The organism is Mesorhizobium sp. M1338 (genome assembly GCF_040318045.1).
Taxonomy (GTDB): Bacteria; Pseudomonadota; Alphaproteobacteria; order Rhizobiales; family Rhizobiaceae; genus Mesorhizobium.
In genome coordinates, this window is record NZ_JAMYLL010000010.1 from 1 (window position 1) to 17,923 (window position 17,923).

14 protein-coding genes and 2 pseudogenes are annotated in these 17,923 nt (G+C 60.2%); 2 read left to right on the forward strand and 14 right to left on the reverse strand.

Going from position 1 to position 17,923, the window contains the following annotated elements; all coding sequences use genetic code 11:
• Positions 1 to 1,769 (forward strand): recombinase family protein (locus NKH19_RS12265; protein WP_352982152.1); only part of this gene is annotated, 1,769 nt, incomplete at its 5' end.
• 546 nt (positions 1,770 to 2,315) lie between these two features.
• Complete coding sequence (locus NKH19_RS12275) at positions 2,316 to 3,554, forward strand: ATP-grasp domain-containing protein (protein WP_352982229.1); 1,239 nt, start codon at positions 2,316 to 2,318, stop codon at positions 3,552 to 3,554.
• An 821-nt stretch (positions 3,555 to 4,375) separates the two neighbouring features.
• Here the strand turns inward: NKH19_RS12275 and NKH19_RS12280 are convergent.
• From NKH19_RS12280 to nifD, 14 genes and pseudogenes are all read right to left on the reverse strand, one after another.
• A pseudogene (locus NKH19_RS12280) lies at positions 4,376 to 4,535 on the reverse strand (1-aminocyclopropane-1-carboxylate deaminase); the annotation flags it as partial.
• Positions 4,536 to 4,863: 328 nt separating this feature from the next.
• The gene (locus tag NKH19_RS12285; protein WP_352982153.1) at positions 4,864 to 5,184 is read right to left on the reverse strand and encodes an exopolysaccharide production repressor protein; all 321 of its coding nucleotides are present in this window, start codon (positions 5,182 to 5,184) and stop codon (positions 4,864 to 4,866) included.
• Positions 5,185 to 5,211: 27 nt separating this feature from the next.
• On the reverse strand, positions 5,212 to 5,529 hold the full coding sequence (fdxB, locus tag NKH19_RS12290; protein WP_352982155.1) for a ferredoxin III, nif-specific: 318 nt from the start codon (positions 5,527 to 5,529) through the stop codon (positions 5,212 to 5,214).
• Positions 5,526 to 5,728, reverse strand: a pseudogene (locus tag NKH19_RS12295) (CCE_0567 family metalloprotein). Before NKH19_RS12295 ends, fdxB begins: the two are co-directional and overlap by 4 nt.
• A 25-nt stretch (positions 5,729 to 5,753) precedes the next feature.
• Positions 5,754 to 6,122: a DUF269 domain-containing protein gene (locus tag NKH19_RS12300; RefSeq protein ID WP_352982156.1), complete on the reverse strand. Its 369-nt coding sequence runs from the start codon at positions 6,120 to 6,122 to the stop codon at positions 5,754 to 5,756.
• Positions 6,123 to 6,551: 429 nt separating this feature from the next.
• Positions 6,552 to 7,721, reverse strand: a complete 1,170-nt coding sequence (locus tag NKH19_RS12305) for a TlpA disulfide reductase family protein (protein WP_352982158.1) — start codon at positions 7,719 to 7,721, stop codon at positions 6,552 to 6,554.
• 1,325 nt (positions 7,722 to 9,046) lie between these two features.
• Positions 9,047 to 9,649: a universal stress protein gene (locus tag NKH19_RS12310; RefSeq protein WP_352555895.1), complete on the reverse strand. Its 603-nt coding sequence runs from the start codon at positions 9,647 to 9,649 to the stop codon at positions 9,047 to 9,049.
• Positions 9,650 to 10,028: 379 nt separating this feature from the next.
• A complete protein-coding gene (locus NKH19_RS12315; RefSeq protein ID WP_352982159.1) occupies positions 10,029 to 10,814 on the reverse strand; it encodes a response regulator transcription factor in 786 nt (261 codons plus the stop codon).
• Between the two features lie 27 nt (positions 10,815 to 10,841).
• Positions 10,842 to 11,321 carry a NifX-associated nitrogen fixation protein gene (locus NKH19_RS12320; RefSeq protein ID WP_286461356.1) on the reverse strand — a complete coding sequence of 160 codons (480 nt, stop codon included), beginning with the start codon at positions 11,319 to 11,321 and terminating at the stop codon, positions 10,842 to 10,844.
• Between the two features lie 17 nt (positions 11,322 to 11,338).
• On the reverse strand, positions 11,339 to 11,836 hold the full coding sequence (nifX, locus tag NKH19_RS12325) for a nitrogen fixation protein NifX (protein ID WP_352982161.1): 498 nt from the start codon (positions 11,834 to 11,836) through the stop codon (positions 11,339 to 11,341).
• Positions 11,802 to 13,184, reverse strand: coding sequence for a nitrogenase iron-molybdenum cofactor biosynthesis protein NifN (gene nifN, locus NKH19_RS12330; protein ID WP_352982163.1), 1,383 nt, complete (start codon positions 13,182 to 13,184; stop codon positions 11,802 to 11,804). The genes nifX and nifN overlap by 35 nt, the downstream gene beginning before the upstream one ends.
• A 9-nt stretch (positions 13,185 to 13,193) precedes the next feature.
• Positions 13,194 to 14,684 carry a nitrogenase iron-molybdenum cofactor biosynthesis protein NifE gene (nifE, locus tag NKH19_RS12335; RefSeq protein ID WP_352631450.1) on the reverse strand — a complete coding sequence of 497 codons (1,491 nt, stop codon included), beginning with the start codon at positions 14,682 to 14,684 and terminating at the stop codon, positions 13,194 to 13,196.
• 56 nt (positions 14,685 to 14,740) lie between these two features.
• Positions 14,741 to 16,282, reverse strand: coding sequence for a nitrogenase molybdenum-iron protein subunit beta (gene nifK / locus NKH19_RS12340; RefSeq protein WP_352982164.1), 1,542 nt, complete (start codon positions 16,280 to 16,282; stop codon positions 14,741 to 14,743).
• A 125-nt stretch (positions 16,283 to 16,407) separates the two neighbouring features.
• Positions 16,408 to 17,910, reverse strand: coding sequence for a nitrogenase molybdenum-iron protein alpha chain (nifD, locus tag NKH19_RS12345; RefSeq protein WP_352911758.1), 1,503 nt, complete (start codon positions 17,908 to 17,910; stop codon positions 16,408 to 16,410).
• Positions 17,911 to 17,923 lie beyond the last annotated feature (13 nt).

Below are 17,923 nucleotides of genomic sequence, written 5' to 3' on the forward strand. Positions count from 1 at the left end.
ATGAGCTTGTCGAGGTCGCGCGGCGCTGGGGATTCCGCAAAGTAGAGGTGATCGACGAGGATCTGGGACGAACCGCAAGCGGGGCTGTGGAGCGTCCCGGTTTCGAGCGCCTGGTCGACGATCTGTGCACCGGCCATGTGGGCGCCGTGCTTTGCCTGGAGGCGTCCCGCCTGTCGCGCAACGGGCCGGACTGGCATCGGCTGCTCGAGTTGTGCGGCGAAGTCGATGCACGCGTGATCGATATGGACGGAGTCTACGATCCGGGATTGCCGAACGACCGCCTGCTGCTCGGTATGAAGGGCAGCATCAGCGAGTTCGAGCTCGGCGTGCTGCGTGCCCGCATGTACGAGGCTGCCCGCGCCAAGGCACAGCGCGGAGAACTGCGCATCTCCGTGCCCTTCGGCTATGTCTGGCACCGCGATTACGGTCTCGGGTTCGATCCCGACATGCGCCTGCAGGAGACCATTCGCCTGATATTCACGCGCTTCCGCGAACTCGGCAGTGCGCGCCAGGTCCTGATCTCGATGATCGACGATGACGTGCATTTCCCCAGACCCTCCGATGGCAAGAAGATGGTCTCCTTCGACTGGGTTCCGATCCGCTACCGCAACGTGATCTCGATCCTGAAGAACCCATTCTACGCCGGCGCCTATGTCTATGGTAAGAGCGAGAAGCGCACTGAGATCGTCGATGGCCGCGTTCGCAAGAGCTATGGCCATTACAAGCCGGCTAGCGAGTGGGCGGTGGTGCTCAAGGACCATCACGAAGGCTACATCGGATGGAGCGAGTACGAACGGAACCAGGAACTGCTCGCGGCCAACGCTTATGGCAAAGCCGGCGGCGTCAAGTCGGGCCGCGGCGGTCGCGCGATGCTCCCGGGTCTCATCTCCTGTGGTCGATGCGGGCGAAGACTGGTTGTCATGTATGCCGGACGCGGCCAAGGTTATCCGGTATATCGCTGCGAGCGCGGCAACCTCATGATGGCCCAGGCGCGATGCATGTCGTTCAACGGCTTTCGCACCGACGCGGCGGTGACCCGCGAAGCGCTGGAGGCGGTTGCGCCGATGGCGATCGAAGCGGCGTTGGAGGCTGAACGGATGCAGCTGGAGAGCGAAGCCAAGCGGCGGCAGATGATCGAGATGGACCTGCAGCAGGCGCGCTATGAGGCATCGCTCGCCGAGCGCCGCTATGCCGCTTGCGACCCGGAGAACCGGCTTATTGCGGCCCAGCTCGAGAGGAGTTGGGAAGCCACGCTCAGGCGCGTGGAGACCTGCGAGGCCCGGCTGAGCGAAGTCCAGCGTGTGGAGCCCGTCGACGCGGTTCCGGACTTCACCGGCCTCGCCCAGAATCTCGAGGCCACCTGGAATGCGCCGGGTGTCGACATGCGCTGTCGTCAGCAACTGCTGCGCGCGCTCATCAAGGACATCGTGGCGGATGTCGATGACGCCGATTTGGCGCGCAATACTCCGCGTCGCATCCACGACGACAACAAGAATCGCTGTTTTCCGCCATTTGAAAAGGAGGTGCATAATGAATCGGTCTTCGCGCTAAACCGCAAGAATGCGCTCTTCGCAGGCTCTGACGGCGGCGCCGAACACTGGGCCGTCATCGCCTCGCTGATCGAAACCTGCAAGCTCAACAGCGTTGAGCCGCTCGGCTATGTCGCCGATGTCCTCACCAGGATCGTCAACGGCCATCCGAACAGCCAGATCGACGACCTGCTGCCCTGGGCCTACATCCGCGCGCCCGAGCTAAAGGCCGTGGCCTGAGAACAGCGCTTACCCTCCATGGGTCAGTGCGCAAAGCGATGAGCGTTTCTGCGGATGAGATTGCCGCCCATAGCAAGGATCATGGCGTGAGAGACGTCGGTGCGCTGCTCGTAGTGGCGCACGTGGCGGCGCCATCTTGCATCCCGCCGAAGGTGCGCCACTACGAGCAGCGGCGGGGACATCGAAGCCCTTTAAACCGCAGTCACATCGCCATGGAGGGCGGCGTCTCGCCACCCGGGCTCTCAAGCGTGCCGGGCTGTCGCGGCTGAGCGATATCGATGTGGACGATGTTGTAAGGGGCAGGCAAAGTACGAATTGAATCCCAATGCTCTCACTGGCAGAGCAGTTCCTGTCTCATTGACCGACCAGCGGTTTGCCACCCTGCCTTGCGTTTAATGATCCGCTGCAACAGAACCTTCAAATGAATTTACCGAACCTTTGCAACTGCAGATCGCTGACTAGGGTACGTTCACCCGGTCTGAGATCAGGCACGGATGAAGCTGTGCCATGACCTCGGCAAAGCACGGCAAATCGGAGCAACAGCAGATGGCCAAAAGAGCATTCATCCTCCTTGAGGGTCATTCAAGGGGCAATGGTCTGTTATACGTCGAAGCGGCCAATCGTCTTGGTCTTCATCCAATCACCCTGTCGACTAATCCAGCTCAGTACGACTATCTGCCGGCGGAAGGGATGGAGGCAATCGTCGTCGATACAGACAATCTCGATGCTCTGATCCGCGAACTTTCCCGTTTAGGAGAGAACTACGAGATTGCTGGCATTACTGGCTTTTCGGGCGACGATGAGTCGGTCTATGCAACAGTTGGCAAGCTCTGCCGACATTTCGATCTACCGGGGCCAAACCCCGAATCCATCGAACAATGTCACGACAAATTCACTCAACGTCAGCTTCTCTCGGATGCTGGCATTCCGATACCGGCTTATCGCCTGGCAGCGAACATGGCGGACGTAGAAAGCTCTGCCGCAGAGATCGGACTACCAGTAATTGTTAAGCCGGCTGTAGGCAGCGGCAGCATGGGTGTTCGATTGTGCCGCGACCTCGATGAGTTAGCTAAACATACGGCCTATATGTTGGGTGGGCAGCACAAATGGCGGTCTTCGCCTAGGGTGCTGGTCGAGGAATTCGCAAAAGGTCCTTACTATTGGGCAGACACAATGGGAGATCAGATCATTGGAATTGGGACCGCTGACTACGGCCCTCCCCCGCATTTCGTCTGCCGTGCGTGCACCATTCCGGCCCCGCTGACTGATGACGAGCATGAACGTATCGCCGATGTTTCGCTGAGTTGTTTGCGAGCTCTTGGGCTTGGCTGGGGGCCGGCGGGCATCGAATTCCGGTGGACGAAGCGTGGCCCAGTCGTCATTGAAGTCAATCCGCGGCTTCATGGCGCGCCCACTCCCCAACTGCTTCAGCTGGCTTACGGTATCGATCTCGTCACCGAGCACATCAAGATTGCTATTGGCGAAAAAAGGGATTTGCGCAGAAGGCATTCGCACATTGCGGCTGCGCGGTTCCTAGTTGCTGATCGCGACGGCATCCTTGATAGGATCGCCGACGGCAGTCAAGAAGCTGCTGTACCAGGCGTTGCCGAGGTCAAATTCTATATTCCACCCATGACGCCGATCGTTAGGAAAGGCGATTACCGGGACTGGATCGGACATATCATCGCCGCCTCGCCCTGGCACACTCAGACCGAAGAGATACTCCAACGTGCCGTCGATTCGCTCCATTGGTCGATTAAGCCATTTCCGACGGTTGGCGAATAGGCACAATCTGCTATCCCCTCCTCGCGCCAGGCGCAGGCGCTAGAATAATTGCTCGGAAATGAAATGAAGACGCCGCTTTCCTGGCGAGCGGAGGCTAGGGACCTTACTGCGTTGCTCGCACTAGTCCCGCGAGGTGATCCTCGGCAATCGTTCCGATCTATGACCTGCAGCCGGTGCCGGCGGAAACCCACTCAAGGCTGTCACTGGATAATCTGCGCACGGCTATCCGCGACAGAGCGATTACCGACGAGCCGCCAGGGGGTCATCGTGCTGGAGAATCCGCACTGTCAACGTGGCGGGCTTGTTCCTGAGCCCTTTATCATGGAAGTGCGTGAGCTTGCTATCAAGCAGGGGCTGCGACGACTGTCGACGGCGCCCGCATTTTCAATGGGGCCATCGACTCGAATAGGAAGCCGCCCAAGGTAGCGAAGGATCGCGAAACAATCGAGAATTTTCCGGGAAAAATGCTGGTCGGCGCCGATGGCGCCAATACCTGTGGCATTCCAGGCGGCGATTCGATCATCTCCAGCCTGTCTAATAGATGCACCGCGCCATTCCATGGTGTGCAGCAGATCTCTATGGACCGGAAGAGACCGGAAGCCCTATAAGGGGGCGGCCTTTCGCCAGGCCGGCTTCTGATGGCTAGGAAATGTATCGTGGCGCTTCGAAGACCACCGGCGCACGCGCAGTTGCTGGCGAAGAATCTGCCGAAATTCTCGAATTCCATGTCGAGCCACCAGTCTTTCATTGGTGTTCCGGCTGAGCGGCAGGGGCCGTTGGTTGCAGACATCCTGACGGTGCTGTCGCAGAGGGCTGCACGGCTTGCGGAGCTTGTTTCCGCCGAACGCCAGACCGGAGTTGCAGTCCTCGCGCTCGGGCGTAGATTTCCACCCTGCCCCCCAGGTGCTTGGAGATGCGGTCGAGCTTCTCAGTGGGCGTGGGCCCAAAGGTGAGCGGATAGCGTTCGAACTTTTCCAGCATGTTCTCTCCGGCAACACGCGATGGAGCTGAATTGGCCATGCATGAGTCATTCTAGAGGTGTCTTTGGTTTGAGGTCATCTGCGTTATCCGGCGCCGAAGAGTCCCATTACTATTTCCAGGGTCATTGAGAGTTGCAACCGCACGCCGGCGTACTGCGAGAGGGCTACGATGGTATGGCATTCAAGAACCTTGCATCTCCTGGAATACTAGAGTGACCGGATTGCGGTCGCCAATCGACTTCTCACGCAAAGTAACCTTCGAATATCTGCTCGATACTTATGGTTGGTCCAAAATTTGCCAGCTTGAGCACTGACCTTGTCATGGCGCCTCAAGGCAGCAGCAGCGATATGGCCAGGATTTGATCGCGCTGGAGCAAATTTGCGGATTCATTCGTCACCTCATCAAGGTCTGGCTCGGATACAACTTCCTTGCAACTGTCGAAATGCTCAGCCCTTTGGCCAGCTCGGCTAACGCGGCCAGACCGCCAGATCAGAAAGAGCACGCTTGCGAAATAGGCCAACTGAAGGAGCAACGAACAAGCCAGCGTCGTGACGATTGCTGTGCCGATGGAATGAGAAGCGAAGTAGGCGGTCAGAACTGTGCTGCAAAGGACCATTCCCAGGACGCGGCAGAAGATTCTGAAGGGCAATACCGTTCTCCTGGGTTGTCCACCAGATCATGCAGCGGCATTGTCGGCCGCAACATGGGTCTGGCAATTCTTCGGGCAGACGCGGGCGCAGGCTCCGCAGCCAATGCAGCGGCCGGGATGGTCGACGACCATGATCATGCGATTGAGCTCGCCATCGAAATCGTCGTCTTCGCCGTCGCAGGCGCCGAGGATTTCACCCGCGTCATCGACGCCGTAAAGATGCATGACCTCGCGAGAGCAGACTTTGAAACAGCGGCCGCAGCCGATGCAGGTCGCGCTGTCTATCGCAGTGAGATATTCCGGCATCCATCCGGAGCCGTCGCGGGTGGTGCATGTGCTCCTCATCGTAACTTCTTCATTGCAGCGAGCTCTCTCCTGGCACCACCCACTCGGCAAAAACGGCCGACGCTCCCTCGGCAACTTCCTCTATCTCCGTCCATTTTCCCGGGAGATCCTCTGCAAGGTCGCGCAATTTCATCTTGGCAATTGCCGCGCGCAGCTGAAGCTTTCGAACTTTCGTTCCCATCTCATCCAGCTTTGACATAGATCCTTCCTCGAAATCGGTGTCTTCACGCCCGTGCCACGTCGCGATAGGCTTCAGTGGCTGAGGTCGCATCGTCGACCAGTTTCGTACCGGCCTCCGCGAGTTGCCGGAACGTATCGAAGCCGAACCGATGGACGTCTGGACAGAACGACGAGCTGCCCGACCGTGAAAAGCAATCGTCCGATGCCCCCATGGGTTTCATCTCCATCATTGGCGATGTCATCAGGCCGGAGCGTTCCTCGATCGCAAGCCCGATGGCCGTGTAGAACATATCGACCCTCCACAGCACGTCCGGATCGGAATCGCCGATGATGGGGATCGCACGCCGCTGGTTTCTGGTGATGATGAAGTCGCCCAGCAGTTCGGCGTCCGATTTGCCTTTCCCACGAGCCATAGGAGTCTTGAGCACGGATTAGCCGCACGGCATCTGACAAAAGGCATGGCAAGGGCCGCCTCGTCCGCGTTGATAGCCCGGCTGACCAGCATCAGACATTTCGCCTTCTCCTCATTTCAGTTCTCTTCCTCGAAGCACGAGGTCTGTTTTCTGGGACGCCTACTTCGGGCACCCTTGCGCAGCCGACGCATGGCTCGGCGCCGCTGATTCCACGCAATTGATGTCCCTCGGGCCGACCTTGAACACGTCCTCGACTGCGAAGTCTTCCACGCGAATTCGCGTCGAACATCGCTTCCGCCGCAATGCGGGAGGCCATGAAGATTCGAGCCTCGATCCTGCTGCAAACGATCGACCAAGTGCTGCATGGACCTCCTTGCTGCGGTCACGCCAGGGAAATGGACGAATTGGCCAGTAAACCATTTAGACCAATTACCCTTTTTTATCTTTCTTCCTCGGCCGACCGCGCTTTGGCACCTTCGGGAAACTGTTTTGCGCAGCGGCAAAGAGAGCGCCGCAACAAGCCTTCGCACCCCTGTACTTGGCGAGGGCCTGCAGCAAATCCGGCAGATGCTGCTCTTTCAATTCGGCCGGGATAAGCTCCGGACCGTCCAGCGACGTCAGTGCCAGTTCGACCAACTCGATCGCGCGATCATTGTTGCCGTTCTCGTGATAGTACCGGGCGACCGCGGGATAGGATCGGAACTTAGGACTGTCGCCTTGCGGGGGATTCAGCGCCAGGATGTGTTCGGACAGCTCCTTGCCCATCGCGAAGCGCTCGGCAGGGGGAAGGCGCGAATGGTCATTGGCCGGATGGAAAAGTTGGTCTAGCGCCGAAACCATCCAATCCTCGGAATTTTTGTCGATCGCGTCACGAACCAACTGGCGCATCACGGGCAGGCCGGTCCACATGTCTTGTATTTTGTGAAGCAACAGATGTGCATGGGCCAGGCGGAAATTGAGGTCGTCCGGCATCAAGGCAATGCCCTCTTCGATAGCCCAGAGCGCCGTCTTCCAATCTTCCAACTTCACCGCCGCCCAGAACCTGTCATCGATCGGCTTCGTCAACGCTTGTCCGCGCGCCAGGGGTTCGCTTGTGGCGATCCGCTCCTGATCGGCAGCTTTCGCTTTGTTGCTGGTACGCCAGCTGCCGTTGAGCACTTTCGGCAAAACCTCACCGAGTTGGCTCGGATGACCGATAAAGGCAATGCAGCCGTCTCGGTCGACTACGAACGAGGTCGGAACCCCGACGCAAAAGCTGGGTTCCCTCCAAAGCTTCTTCATTTCGCCTGTGACGTCGAACGCAATCCGATGATTCAGATCCGGGCACTTTTCGGCCAACCACGCGTCCAACTTGGTCCGGGCCTCGACGGCCGTTGGAGCGTCTTCATCAGCCGCGATCCCGACGACCTCAAGTCCGCTGTCCTTGTATTTCTCCTGTAGCTGCATCAGCTCGAGCATCTCCGCCGCAGATAGTTCGCACCAAGTTGCCCAAAATTCGACGATATAGACTTTGCCGGGCTGGAAGTCCGCAAGGGGCTCGCCACGCAGCCAGTCCTCCACTTTGATCGAAGGAGCCGGTGACCCCATCCGCAACATCATCTTGCCCTCCAAAGCTATTGCCAAAGGTTGCGTGACCTTATGCGCAAGCTTGTTCCCCTTTGAGACGGGGCACGAGGGTTCAACGAAGGGAGAGCATTGTTCGTCTTGCGCATCTGCGTGCAGTCAGCCTTCACTCAGTGTTGCTGAATCTCAATTCGCAAAGGCCGTGCCAACGCACTCAGCCGTGCGGTAAATGCTTGATTATGCTTTGAAAAACTTCTGTGGCGCCCAAGATCGCCGGTTGTATTGGACGCGACATATTTTCCGCCACTGTCAGGTCTTGGACACGCATCACCCGCTTCCCCGTCGGCGCAGAAGCGTGGCCACCGACGTCTCGACATATAGGGACCAACAGATGCATGACCGCGTTGGCTGCCGCCAGCCTCGTCATCATCGTCCGCCTCAAGCCTTGCTTGAGCTTCTTGTCGTTTCGGTCGCTCAAGTGTAGCGCAACGCCATTGCGATTGCAGGCGCCGCTCCATCCGAGCATCGCCTCTGCCCTACCTCTTCCGCTTTGCGCTTGAATTCCTGCTGGCGACGCAGGAGTTCTTCACGACGACGCCGGTTATGTCCGGCTGCGGGTCGCGAGTACCGTTATCGCCAGATGATGATCGTGGGGAAGAGGGCCAGGATGAGTGCCGGCCTGTGCCGGGCCGGTGAACTCTCCCGGATCCTACTTTTGTTGTTCTGTGTCCCTGTGCGCAGGCCCTACAGGGACCACCTAGTGCGAATGTGAGCGTTGTCGGAATTTGGCCCGCCTGAAGGCCGCTAGGTCGCCACGCGATGGGCCAAGGCAGACTGAAAACGCCGAAGATGCGGCCGCCCTCGCCGCTGACGGCTACCATCCCAGGCGATGCTACGTGATTGATGCCACCGTTCGCGCCGAGGGCCGGCAAGAGCCCGACCGCCGGACTCGAAGGTCGGTGCGTTGGCCGCTGCACGGTCGTTCCGTGTTCAGTTCCCGGCCAGTGGTGAGGGAAATCGTGATAACGCTAGTACGAGGAGGCTATGGTCCGAACGCGGCCTGCCGCGCTGAAACGACTCTCTTTCTCGACCTGACGCCGGCTCGAGTATCTGTGTTTGAGCGCATTGAGGACGCCTGGGCTTCTGCCCGGCCGTTTGTCTGCGCGTTACGGGTTGTCTCGGCGAGCAGACACCGAGCGCGTTAGAGGCGTCCGGGGAATGTGCTTCGCGACGGCGCTTCCAAGTTGCTCATGAGCTTCGCGAAACCTGCTCGTTTGCGGCGATCTTCCTCCGACTTGGTATCAGGGTAGGTGGCCAGCGGAGTAGAGCTTTGAACAGCATCGGTGCTACTTCAGAACCCGTCAGCGGGCCAAAAACAGCGGCAAAGGCGTGCCAACTATCCATCTTATCACGCTACCGGAGAGCCGCTCGCGCAACCAGCGGCTGCCATAAGCGCCCATGACGATCACGTCGGCAGACGTGTCGATTGCGTGCTGCGCTAGCACCTTGGCCACCGGTTTGCCGCGGCTCGCCAGCCGGTCGACCCAAACCCGAGCACCGTGCCGAGTGAGATAGGCAGCGATGTCGGCTCCCGGCTCGGCGCCGTTTCCGGTGCAGGTCGCCTCCGGATCGACGACTGCGACACGAACTTCCTCAGCACCGGCTAGCAGATGCAGCGCTTCTCGAATCGAACGGGACGCCTCGACTCGCGAATCCCAGCCGACCAGCACGCGCCGTGGAGACAGAGTCGCCTCAGCGCCCTCCGGTACGACAAGCACCGGCTTTCCCGTGTCGAACAAGCTGCCGTTGATAACAAGGGGTCCGAGACTAGTCTCGTTGAGAAGTGCGGGGCCGACGATTGTCAGGTCGGTGCAGAGCGCCCGCTGTCGCACCGCGTCACCGACGCCAGCCTTGTCGCAGTGTTCGGTGTCGACATCATAGCAGCGCCACGTGGCTCTCAGCACTTTGTGAATTTCCCTGCATGTCTTTTCCAGGTTGGCCATCTCCTGTGAAAATTGTTCCCGTGCGGCAATGTGGTGTGTGCGATGTCTAGACCACTCGGGGATGCCACCGCCCAACGGCGGAGGGGACCCAATAAGCGGAGGCGACATCAGGAGCGGCGGAGGCGATATAATTAGTACGGAAAGATACGCGCCGACCTCGGCGCACAAGCGAGCAGCTATTGCGACGTCCTGATCGGAATGGTCAGCTCCCGTCACACTGAGTATTTTCTTGAAGGCCATCTGACTGCTTCCCCCTGAGATGTCGGGCCCGTAGCGCGTTTCGAACCGCAAGACTTGCCTTCCAACGAAGACGGAGAGTGGCACACCATCCGTTCGCGATTCAGTCGTCCAGCTTCTCGAGCGAGTAGCCGGCAGACCTGACAGTACGAATGACGCTACCTGGCGAGGCCGCCTTCAGCGCCTTTCTGATCCGGCTGATATGGACGTCGACAGTGCGTTCACCGACATGGATATTGTCCGGCCAGGCCGCGTCGATCAGCTCGTCTCGGCTGAAGACCTTGCCGGGAGCCTCAAGAAATTGCCGCAGCAGGTTGAATTCGAGAGGTCCGAGGTGGATGTCGTGGCCATTGCCGCGAACTCGGTGGGCATCGAGCTTCATCTCAAGGCTGCCGCAGCAGAGCCAGCTGCCATTTTCGATCCCGTTTGAACCCGGCTTCGGTAGCGCCAGCTTCGTGCGTAGATAGTCGAGCAGCATCGCCGGCGTGAAGGGCCGCACAAAGCTCTCGTCAATACCTGCCTTCAAGAGATCGAGCTGCTGGTTTTCGGCGCCGGGCGCGATCAGCGCAATAACCAGCAGGCCTCTGTTCCGGAACTCCGCCTTGAGCTGGGCACAGATGGTAGACCCTGTCGAGCTTGCCGGCTGGCAGTCCAGCACCACGGCCTGCGGCTCCCGTTCACTGGCTAATGCCAGCGCTTCCTCCACGCTTCTGGCCAGTTCAATCCTGAAGCCATCCACCCCCAGAATGTGGCTGTAGTACAGATACAACTCCGCATCTTGCGAACAGATCAGTACCACTGGCTTCATCAGCGCTACCCCAAGAACCATATCGGCCTGGACCGCCTCGATTGAGAGGACTGGCCACCGCATGTCCTCAAGACCTGACATGATCCCCTCGATCGAAAGTCGGTTGCATCACGCCCGCGCCACCTCGGGATGAGCCTCAATGGCTGCGGTGGCATCGCCGGCCAGTTTGGTACCGGCCGCGGCGAGCTTCCAGAACGTCTCGAAACCGAACCGGTGGACGTCGCGCAGGGTCTTTGACAGAACGACCAACCGCCCGGCTGTGAAGAGCACGCGCCCGAAGCCCTCATGGCTCATCTCCATCATCGGCGATGCCATCAGGCCCGTGCGCTCCTCAATCGCAAGCCCGACGGCGGTGTAGAACTTATCGAGCCTCCACAGCACGTCCGGATCGGGATCGCCGATGATTGGAATTGCACGGCGCTGTTCCCTGGTGATGATGAAGTCGCCCAGCAGCTCGGGGTCCGATTTGCCTTCCCATGACCCGTGGGAATCATTGGCACGGATCAACCGCACGAGGCATTTGACGAACGGGGTGGCAAGGGCCGCCTCGTCCTCGGTGGCGGCAGGGCTAACAGCGGCTTCAAACATTTCGGCTACTCCTCAATTCAGCCCTCGTCCTCGAAGGAGGGTTTCTGTTCAGCGACACCTGCCTGCGCCAGCACCTTGCGCAGCCAAGGGGGAGGACACGTCCTGAGCATCATCTGCGTGCGCAACAGCACCTCTTGGATGGTCTGGGGCTGCGGGACTTTGATCGGATGGATCTTTGCGGAAACAAGTTTGGCTGCCGAAGGTCCGCCGATCGCCAGACAAAACAGGAGATGACAGCCCTTCAGCGCCTCCACCTTCAGGGTGATGCGGTCATCGCCCTCAGCTCGGTGCTTCCCGCTCTCGCCGGAAACGTCATCGAAGGCCACGGCTTCGACGAGCTTCCACTCCTCGCGCATCACGTCGTAGACAGCAAAGCGCCTGGCCGAGCCGAAATGGGCGTTGATGTTCTTCATGTCCTGCGTGGCCATTGCCACGCGCAATGCGCCGGCTTGGCGTTCCGGCGTCGGTGCGTGAACCTCGTCAGTGACGAGCGAGAGGCGACGGACGGAGCTCATCTGGCATTTCTCGCTTACGGAGTGGATCAAGCGCCTCAGGCGTCGGCGCGTGCCCGTTGGCTTCGAAAATGTTGGCAACCTCGAAGATCAGGTCGCGGGTCCCTTGGTAGAGGATTATGAGCTTGTGCTGGGTCCCGAGCCGGTCGAAGATCGGGAAGCCGACCCGCATGAGCGGAATGCCGAGGCGCTGCGCCGCCTGGCGCCCGTGGGAATGAGTAACGAGAAGATCAGTGCCGGCGCCAAGCGCTTCCAAATCGCCGAGATCGCCGATTTGAACCGACTGCGCCGGCACTTCCTCCAGAATTTTCGACATAGCGGCCGTTGTGACCGCCGCCGCGATTTCGGAGCCCATGGCGATGAAGAAGCTCGCGAGTTGGTAGAGTTGGTCTGGTTCAGCAGCGATCGCAATTTTCTTGCCTCCAAAGTGGAAATGTCCGTCGAGCAACGCGTCCTGCAACTGCGCCCGGCGACGGCGTACCCCAGCCGGCGCCGCCGCGCCCGAAACCGCCGATAGGTGCGAGACGAACCGGTCGGCGTCCCTCAATCCAGTCAGCGACCGGAACAGCACGTAAGGCACGCCGGTCAACCTCTGCAGCAGCTCGGCCGGGCGGCGCATATGCTCACCGATGGCGACGCATTGCACAGCCGTGCCAAGCTCGCGGATATCCTCGACGCTGGTGCCGCCATAGGTGGTCGTGACCCAGCGGTCGGGCACCGCACCGTCGAGCGAGCCGGAGATGTCCGGCAGAATCACCGGCTTCAGTCCAAAGCTTTCAACCATCTCACGCAAATGCTCGATGTCAGCCACAGTGAGGTTCCAGCCAGGCAGGATCACGATCTTCTTCGACTGCCGCGCCTGCTCGCCGGGCCGCGTAATCCTTTCGATCATAGCGGTGACAGCCTTGGCCCAGCCCTCTTCGATCGCGCCGTCGAAATCCGGTGTGTTGGCTAGCACCACCTCCGTACCCGCGAGTTCTTCCCTGCGCTTCAGCCTGATATTGGCGATATCGCCTGCGCAGTCTTCGCCCCGGGTTTCCACCAGCGCCGTCGTGCAGACCCCGATCAGTGTGGGCTTTGTGCGGGCGTTCAGGTTGAGGATCGCCTCTTCCAGATGGTCTGCCCCGCCGAGGATCGTCGCCACCTCGTCCATCGCCGTCGTCTGCAGGGGGATGGCTTCCTTGAAATGCCGCACGAAGAGCACGAGCGCGAAACTGGTGCAGCCCTGGCTGCCGTGGAACAACGGCATCGCGCCGTCGACGCCAAGAAAGGCCAAGGCGGCACCCAGCGGCTGCGATGACTTCAGCGGATTGACCGCCGCCGCTTTGGTCTGGGGAAGGATGCGGACCATCGGCTTTCCTCAACACTCGCCGAAACCGTCGGCGGTCGTGCCGGCGAATTCCTGGACAGCATGAAAGGTCGCGGTCTCGCATTTCGTGCGCGGCCGTTCCTCCCTCACCGTAGGCTGGCAATCCCATGGTGCCGGCTCCCGCACCTGCGCCCAGATCGGATTGTGAATGGCGATGTCGATCTGGCGTACGAGTTCCACCATGCCGTCATAGCCGGCGTAAGGGTGTTGGCGCTCCTGGTTAATATCGAGCCAGGGTGTCTTGGCCTTCAGCGCGATGAATTGCGTGCGCCCGCCCGACAGCAGGATATCCGCCTTCCGTTCTGAGAGCATGGCGTAGAGCTCGCGCGGCGCCATCTGCTCAAATATGTGGTTGTCGTCCTTGAGGATCTGCTTGATGCGCGCCTTGTCTTCGACGGTCGACTTCTTGACAGAGGTTCCGACGATCTCGATCCCGATCTCCATCAGCGCATGGACGACCGACCAGGACTTCACGCCGCCGGTGTTGAGCAGCACGCGCTTGCCTGCGAGCCTCGGCTCGTACGCCGCTAGCCTCTTCCAAGCGATCGCCTCTTCCTCTGCAATCAATACCTCGGTACGGCCGAGGATCTCCGGATCGGCACCCTTCTTCACGAGCAGCTGAGATATTTGTCGGAGCGCTTCAGACGTGGCGCTGATGCCGTAGAAGGAGCCCTCGAAAAACGGGATGCCCCAGCGCTGCTCCATCTTGCGGGCGAGATTGATGAGCGCGGTCGAGCACACCACCATGGCCGCCCGGGCGCGGTGCGCGCCGGCAATGTCCAAGTAACGTGCGTCACCTGGAATGCAGGCGCGCACCCGGATCCCGAGCCGATCCAGCAGCGGCTTCACCAGCCAGAATTCGCCCGAGAGGTTGAATTCGCCAAGAATGTTGATGTCGTAAGGGCCGGCATCGTCGGGCTCGACCGTGCCGATGACATGCTCGAGCAACGCCTCGCCGGCAAGCTTGTTGCCGAGATTCTTGGAGCCGACGAAGCCCGGCGCATTGACCGGCACAACGGCCAAGCCGAACTTTTCCGCGGCGCGCTTGCAGACAGCCTCGATGTCGTCGCCGATCAGCGCCGTCACGCAGGTCGGATAGACGAAGATCGCCGGCGGCCCATACGCTTCCTTGATCTCGCGGATCGCTTTGAAAAGCTTCCGCTCGCCCTGCCCCATCACAACATCGAGTTCGGTGAGGTCGGTCGTGAAGCTTGTGCGCCACAGCGTTGGCCCGGACGAAGCCGCACCGCGGTTGTCCCAGGAATTGCCCTCGCAGGCGAGCGGCCCATGGACCAGGTGTGCGACGTCGGTGATCGGCTGCAGTACGATCTTGGCGCCATCGAAGGCACAGCCACCGGCCGCCGCTCCGGGGGTCAGTGGCTTCGAACAGCCCTTTTTGCGCGCCTTGGCATCCTTGCCGCGGTTCTTTTCGCAGCCAGGCTCGTTGAAGACATCCTGGATTTTGGCTCTGAGCAAGGACATTGCGTCGGTCTCCAAAGTCCCTCGGGAAGACGACCGGCCAAAGCCGACCGTCACGCTTAGCGGGTGAGGTCATACGAATAGTCCGTCACGCCCGTCTCGCTTGTCTCGCGATCGAGCTTGTCGAAGATCTTGTCGAGGATCGTGGTCAGTACGCGCAGCCCGCCTTGGTAGCCCATCAGCGCAAAGCGATGGTGATGGTGGCGGTCGAAGATCGGAAAGGCCAGCCGGATCAGCGGCGTGCCGGTGTCGCGCTCCAGATACTTGCCATAGGAGTTGCCGATCAGCAGGTCCACCGGCTCGGTGAAGAGCAGCGAGCGCAACGCCCAGAGGTCCTTGCCCGCCCAGACTTGAGCACCCTTGCCGAAGGGCGATGATGCAAGCAGCTCCTTCAACTCCGCTTCCCACGCCGAGGTGCCGTTGGTGGCGAGGCAATGGGTCGGCTCGCCGCCCGTCTCCATGGTGAAGCGGGCCATGGCGTAGACAAAGTCCGGATCGCCGTAGATGGCGTATTTCTTACCGTGCAGCCAGGATTGGCTGTCCGCCATGGCGTCAACAAGTCGGCCGCGCTCCAGGCGGATTGCCTCGGGGATTTGCTTGCCGGAAATCGCGGAGACCTCCATCAGGAAGTCGTCGGTCGCCTGGACTCCGAGCGGGTAATGAAACGAGGCAGTCGCCTGCCCTACCCCCTCGCAATACTCCAGTGTTTTTCGGGTGTTGTAATGCTGCAGCGACAGCGTCGCCTCGGCGTTGAGTGCCTTCCTCACGTCTTCGATCTTCGTGCCGCCGTCGTACATGCGGTATTCGCCGTCCGACGGCGTGTCGAACTGGTCAGAGGCGTCTTGGATCAAGGTATAGGACACGCCTATCAGGTCGAGCAGGCGCTTGAGTTCCCGGTTGTTGCCAACACAGAATCCGTCGAAGCCCGGAATGACGTTGATGGTCCCCTCGGCTTCCGTTCGCTCCTCGCCTTTCCAGAAATGCTCCAAAATGCCCTTAACCGCAACGTCATAGCCGTCGACATGGCTGCCGACGAAGGCCGGCGTATGGGCGAAGGGGACGTCGAAGTCGCGCGGGACCGAGCCTTCGTCCTTGGCATTCTCGATGAAGCTGTGCAGATCGTCGCCAATGACCTCCGCCATACAAGTGGTCGAGACGGCGATCATCTTCGGGTCGTAGAGTTGGTACGTGTTGGCGAGCCCGTCGACCAGGTTCTTCAGGCCGCCGAACACTGCCGCGTCCTCGGTCATCGAGGAGGAAACCGCCGAAGCAGGCTCCTTGAAATGGCGCGACAGGTGCGAGCGGTAATAGGCGACGCAGCCCTGGCTGCCGTGGACGAAGGACATGGTTCGCTCGAAGCCTGCGGCCGCGAACACCGCGCCGAGCGGCTGGCAGGCCTTGGCGGGGTTCACGACAAGCGCCTCGCGAGCAAGGTTCTTTTCGCGGTATTCCCACGTCTTGGTGAATTCGCCTTGGTCGGTAACGATCTGGTCCGGGTGAGGACATTCGAAATTCAGCCTCTTCTCGGCTAGCATCTGCCTGTATTCCGGCTCGCGGAACAGGGGCGCGTGGTCGAGAACTTTTTCAGCCGACTGCGGCATGGGTGGTTACCTCTTTCCATCTGGCCCGCCATAGGGCGGCACAGGGACGTCGAAACGTTTTCAGGTCTCCCGCGGACAAAGGCCACAGGCGTTCACGGCCTGCCGGCTTCCGGGAGGCCAGGTTTTCATTCAGCTGCGATCGCCGCCGACGGCTCGGCTTTTTTCTTCCAGGGGGCGTCGTAGAGGTTCCAGACCGGGTTGTTGATGGCCAGATCCATATCGCGGGCGAAGATGGCGAAGCCGTCGTAGCCGTGATACGGGCCGGAATAATCCCAGGAATGCATTTGACGGAACGGTATGCCCATCTTCTGGACCGGGTACTTTTCTTTGATGCCGGAGCCCACGAGATCAGGACGGATCCCTTCGATGAACTTCTCCAGCTCGTAACCAGTCACGTCGTCATAGATCAGGGTGCCCTTCTTCACGTAGTGGCCGGTGCGCTGATAGTCGTCGTTATGGCCAAATTCGTAGCCAGTGCCGACGATCACCATGCCCAGGTCCTCATATGCCGTGACGACGTGACGGGGGCGCAGCCCGCCGACATAGAGCATCACCGTCCTGCCTTCGAGGCGCGGCCGGTACTTGGCGATTACGGCATCGACCAACGGCCGGTATTTGGCGATGACCGCCTCGGCCTTGGCCTCGATTTCCGGCCCGAAGTGCTTGGCTATCTTGCGCAGAGAGGCTTCGGTCTGGGAGGGGCCGAAGAAATTGTACTCCATCCAGGCGATGCCATACTTTTCCTCCATGTGCCGGCAGATGTAGTTCATCGACCTGTAGCAATGGATGAGATTTAGCTTCGCCTTTGGCGCCCGCTCTATTTCGGCCAGCGTAGCGTCGCCCGACCAGTTGCCGACCACGCGCAGGCCCATCTCCTCAAGCAGGATGCGCGAAGCCCAAGCGTCGCCGCCGATATTGTAGTCGCCGACCACGTTGACATCGTACGCGCCGGCCTCGAACTCGATGGCCTTTTTCTCGAACACCCAGTCGCGGATCGCGTCGTTGGCGATGTGGTGGCCGAGGGATTGCGACACGCCGCGGAAGCCCTCGCAGCGCACCGGCACGATTGTCTTTTCGTGCTGCTTGGCCTTGTTGCGGGACACGGCTTCGGTGTCGTCGCCAATCAGGCCGATCGGGCATTCGGATTGCACAGTCATGCCCTTGTTCAGCGGAAACAGTTCCTCGATCTCGTCGATGATCCGTTCGAGCTTCTTGTCGCCGCCGAAAACAATGTCCTTCTCCTGGAAATCGGAGGTGAACTGCATCGTGACGAACGTGTCGATGCCGGTCGTGCCGACGTAGTAGTTGCGGCGTTGAGACCAGGAATATTGCCCGCAGCCGACCGGCCCGTGCGAGATATGGACCATATCCTTGACTGGACCCCACACCACGCCTTTCGAGCCGGCATAGGCGCAGCCGCGAATCGTCATCACGCCGGGGATGGACTTGATGTTCGATTTGACATCGCATTCGGAAAGGACCTCGCTTTCCTCGCCAGCCTCGTCGCCGCTCTTTGCAACGCTGAGGTGCTTTTTGCGGCGCTTCGCCGACTTGTCAGGATATTGCGACAGCACCTCCTCGATAAGCCTCGCATGGAGGCCACCGTCATTCTCGTATTCCAGGCTCATGGGACCCCTTTCA

Excerpts from the sequence above, each read along its gene's own strand:
- nifX (WP_352982161.1), bottom strand. The coding sequence starts at position 11,836 with ATGAGCTCCGTCCGTCGCCTCTCGCTCGTCACTGACGAGGTTCACGCA.
- NKH19_RS12315 (WP_352982159.1), bottom strand. The coding sequence starts at position 10,814 with ATGTCAGGTCTTGAGGACATGCGGTGGCCAGTCCTCTCAATCGAGGCG.
- nifN (WP_352982163.1), bottom strand. The coding sequence starts at position 13,184 with ATGGTCCGCATCCTTCCCCAGACCAAAGCGGCGGCGGTCAATCCGCTG.
- nifK (WP_352982164.1), bottom strand. The coding sequence starts at position 16,282 with ATGCCGCAGTCGGCTGAAAAAGTTCTCGACCACGCGCCCCTGTTCCGC.
- fdxB (WP_352982155.1), bottom strand. The coding sequence starts at position 5,529 with ATGAGGAGCACATGCACCACCCGCGACGGCTCCGGATGGATGCCGGAA.
- nifD (WP_352911758.1), bottom strand. The coding sequence starts at position 17,910 with ATGAGCCTGGAATACGAGAATGACGGTGGCCTCCATGCGAGGCTTATC.
- NKH19_RS12305 (WP_352982158.1), bottom strand. The coding sequence starts at position 7,721 with ATGATGTTGCGGATGGGGTCACCGGCTCCTTCGATCAAAGTGGAGGAC.
- NKH19_RS12275 (WP_352982229.1), top strand. The coding sequence starts at position 2,316 with ATGGCCAAAAGAGCATTCATCCTCCTTGAGGGTCATTCAAGGGGCAAT.
- nifE (WP_352631450.1), bottom strand. The coding sequence starts at position 14,684 with ATGTCCTTGCTCAGAGCCAAAATCCAGGATGTCTTCAACGAGCCTGGC.
- NKH19_RS12300 (WP_352982156.1), bottom strand. The coding sequence starts at position 6,122 with ATGGCTCGTGGGAAAGGCAAATCGGACGCCGAACTGCTGGGCGACTTC.
- NKH19_RS12320 (WP_286461356.1), bottom strand. The coding sequence starts at position 11,321 with ATGTTTGAAGCCGCTGTTAGCCCTGCCGCCACCGAGGACGAGGCGGCC.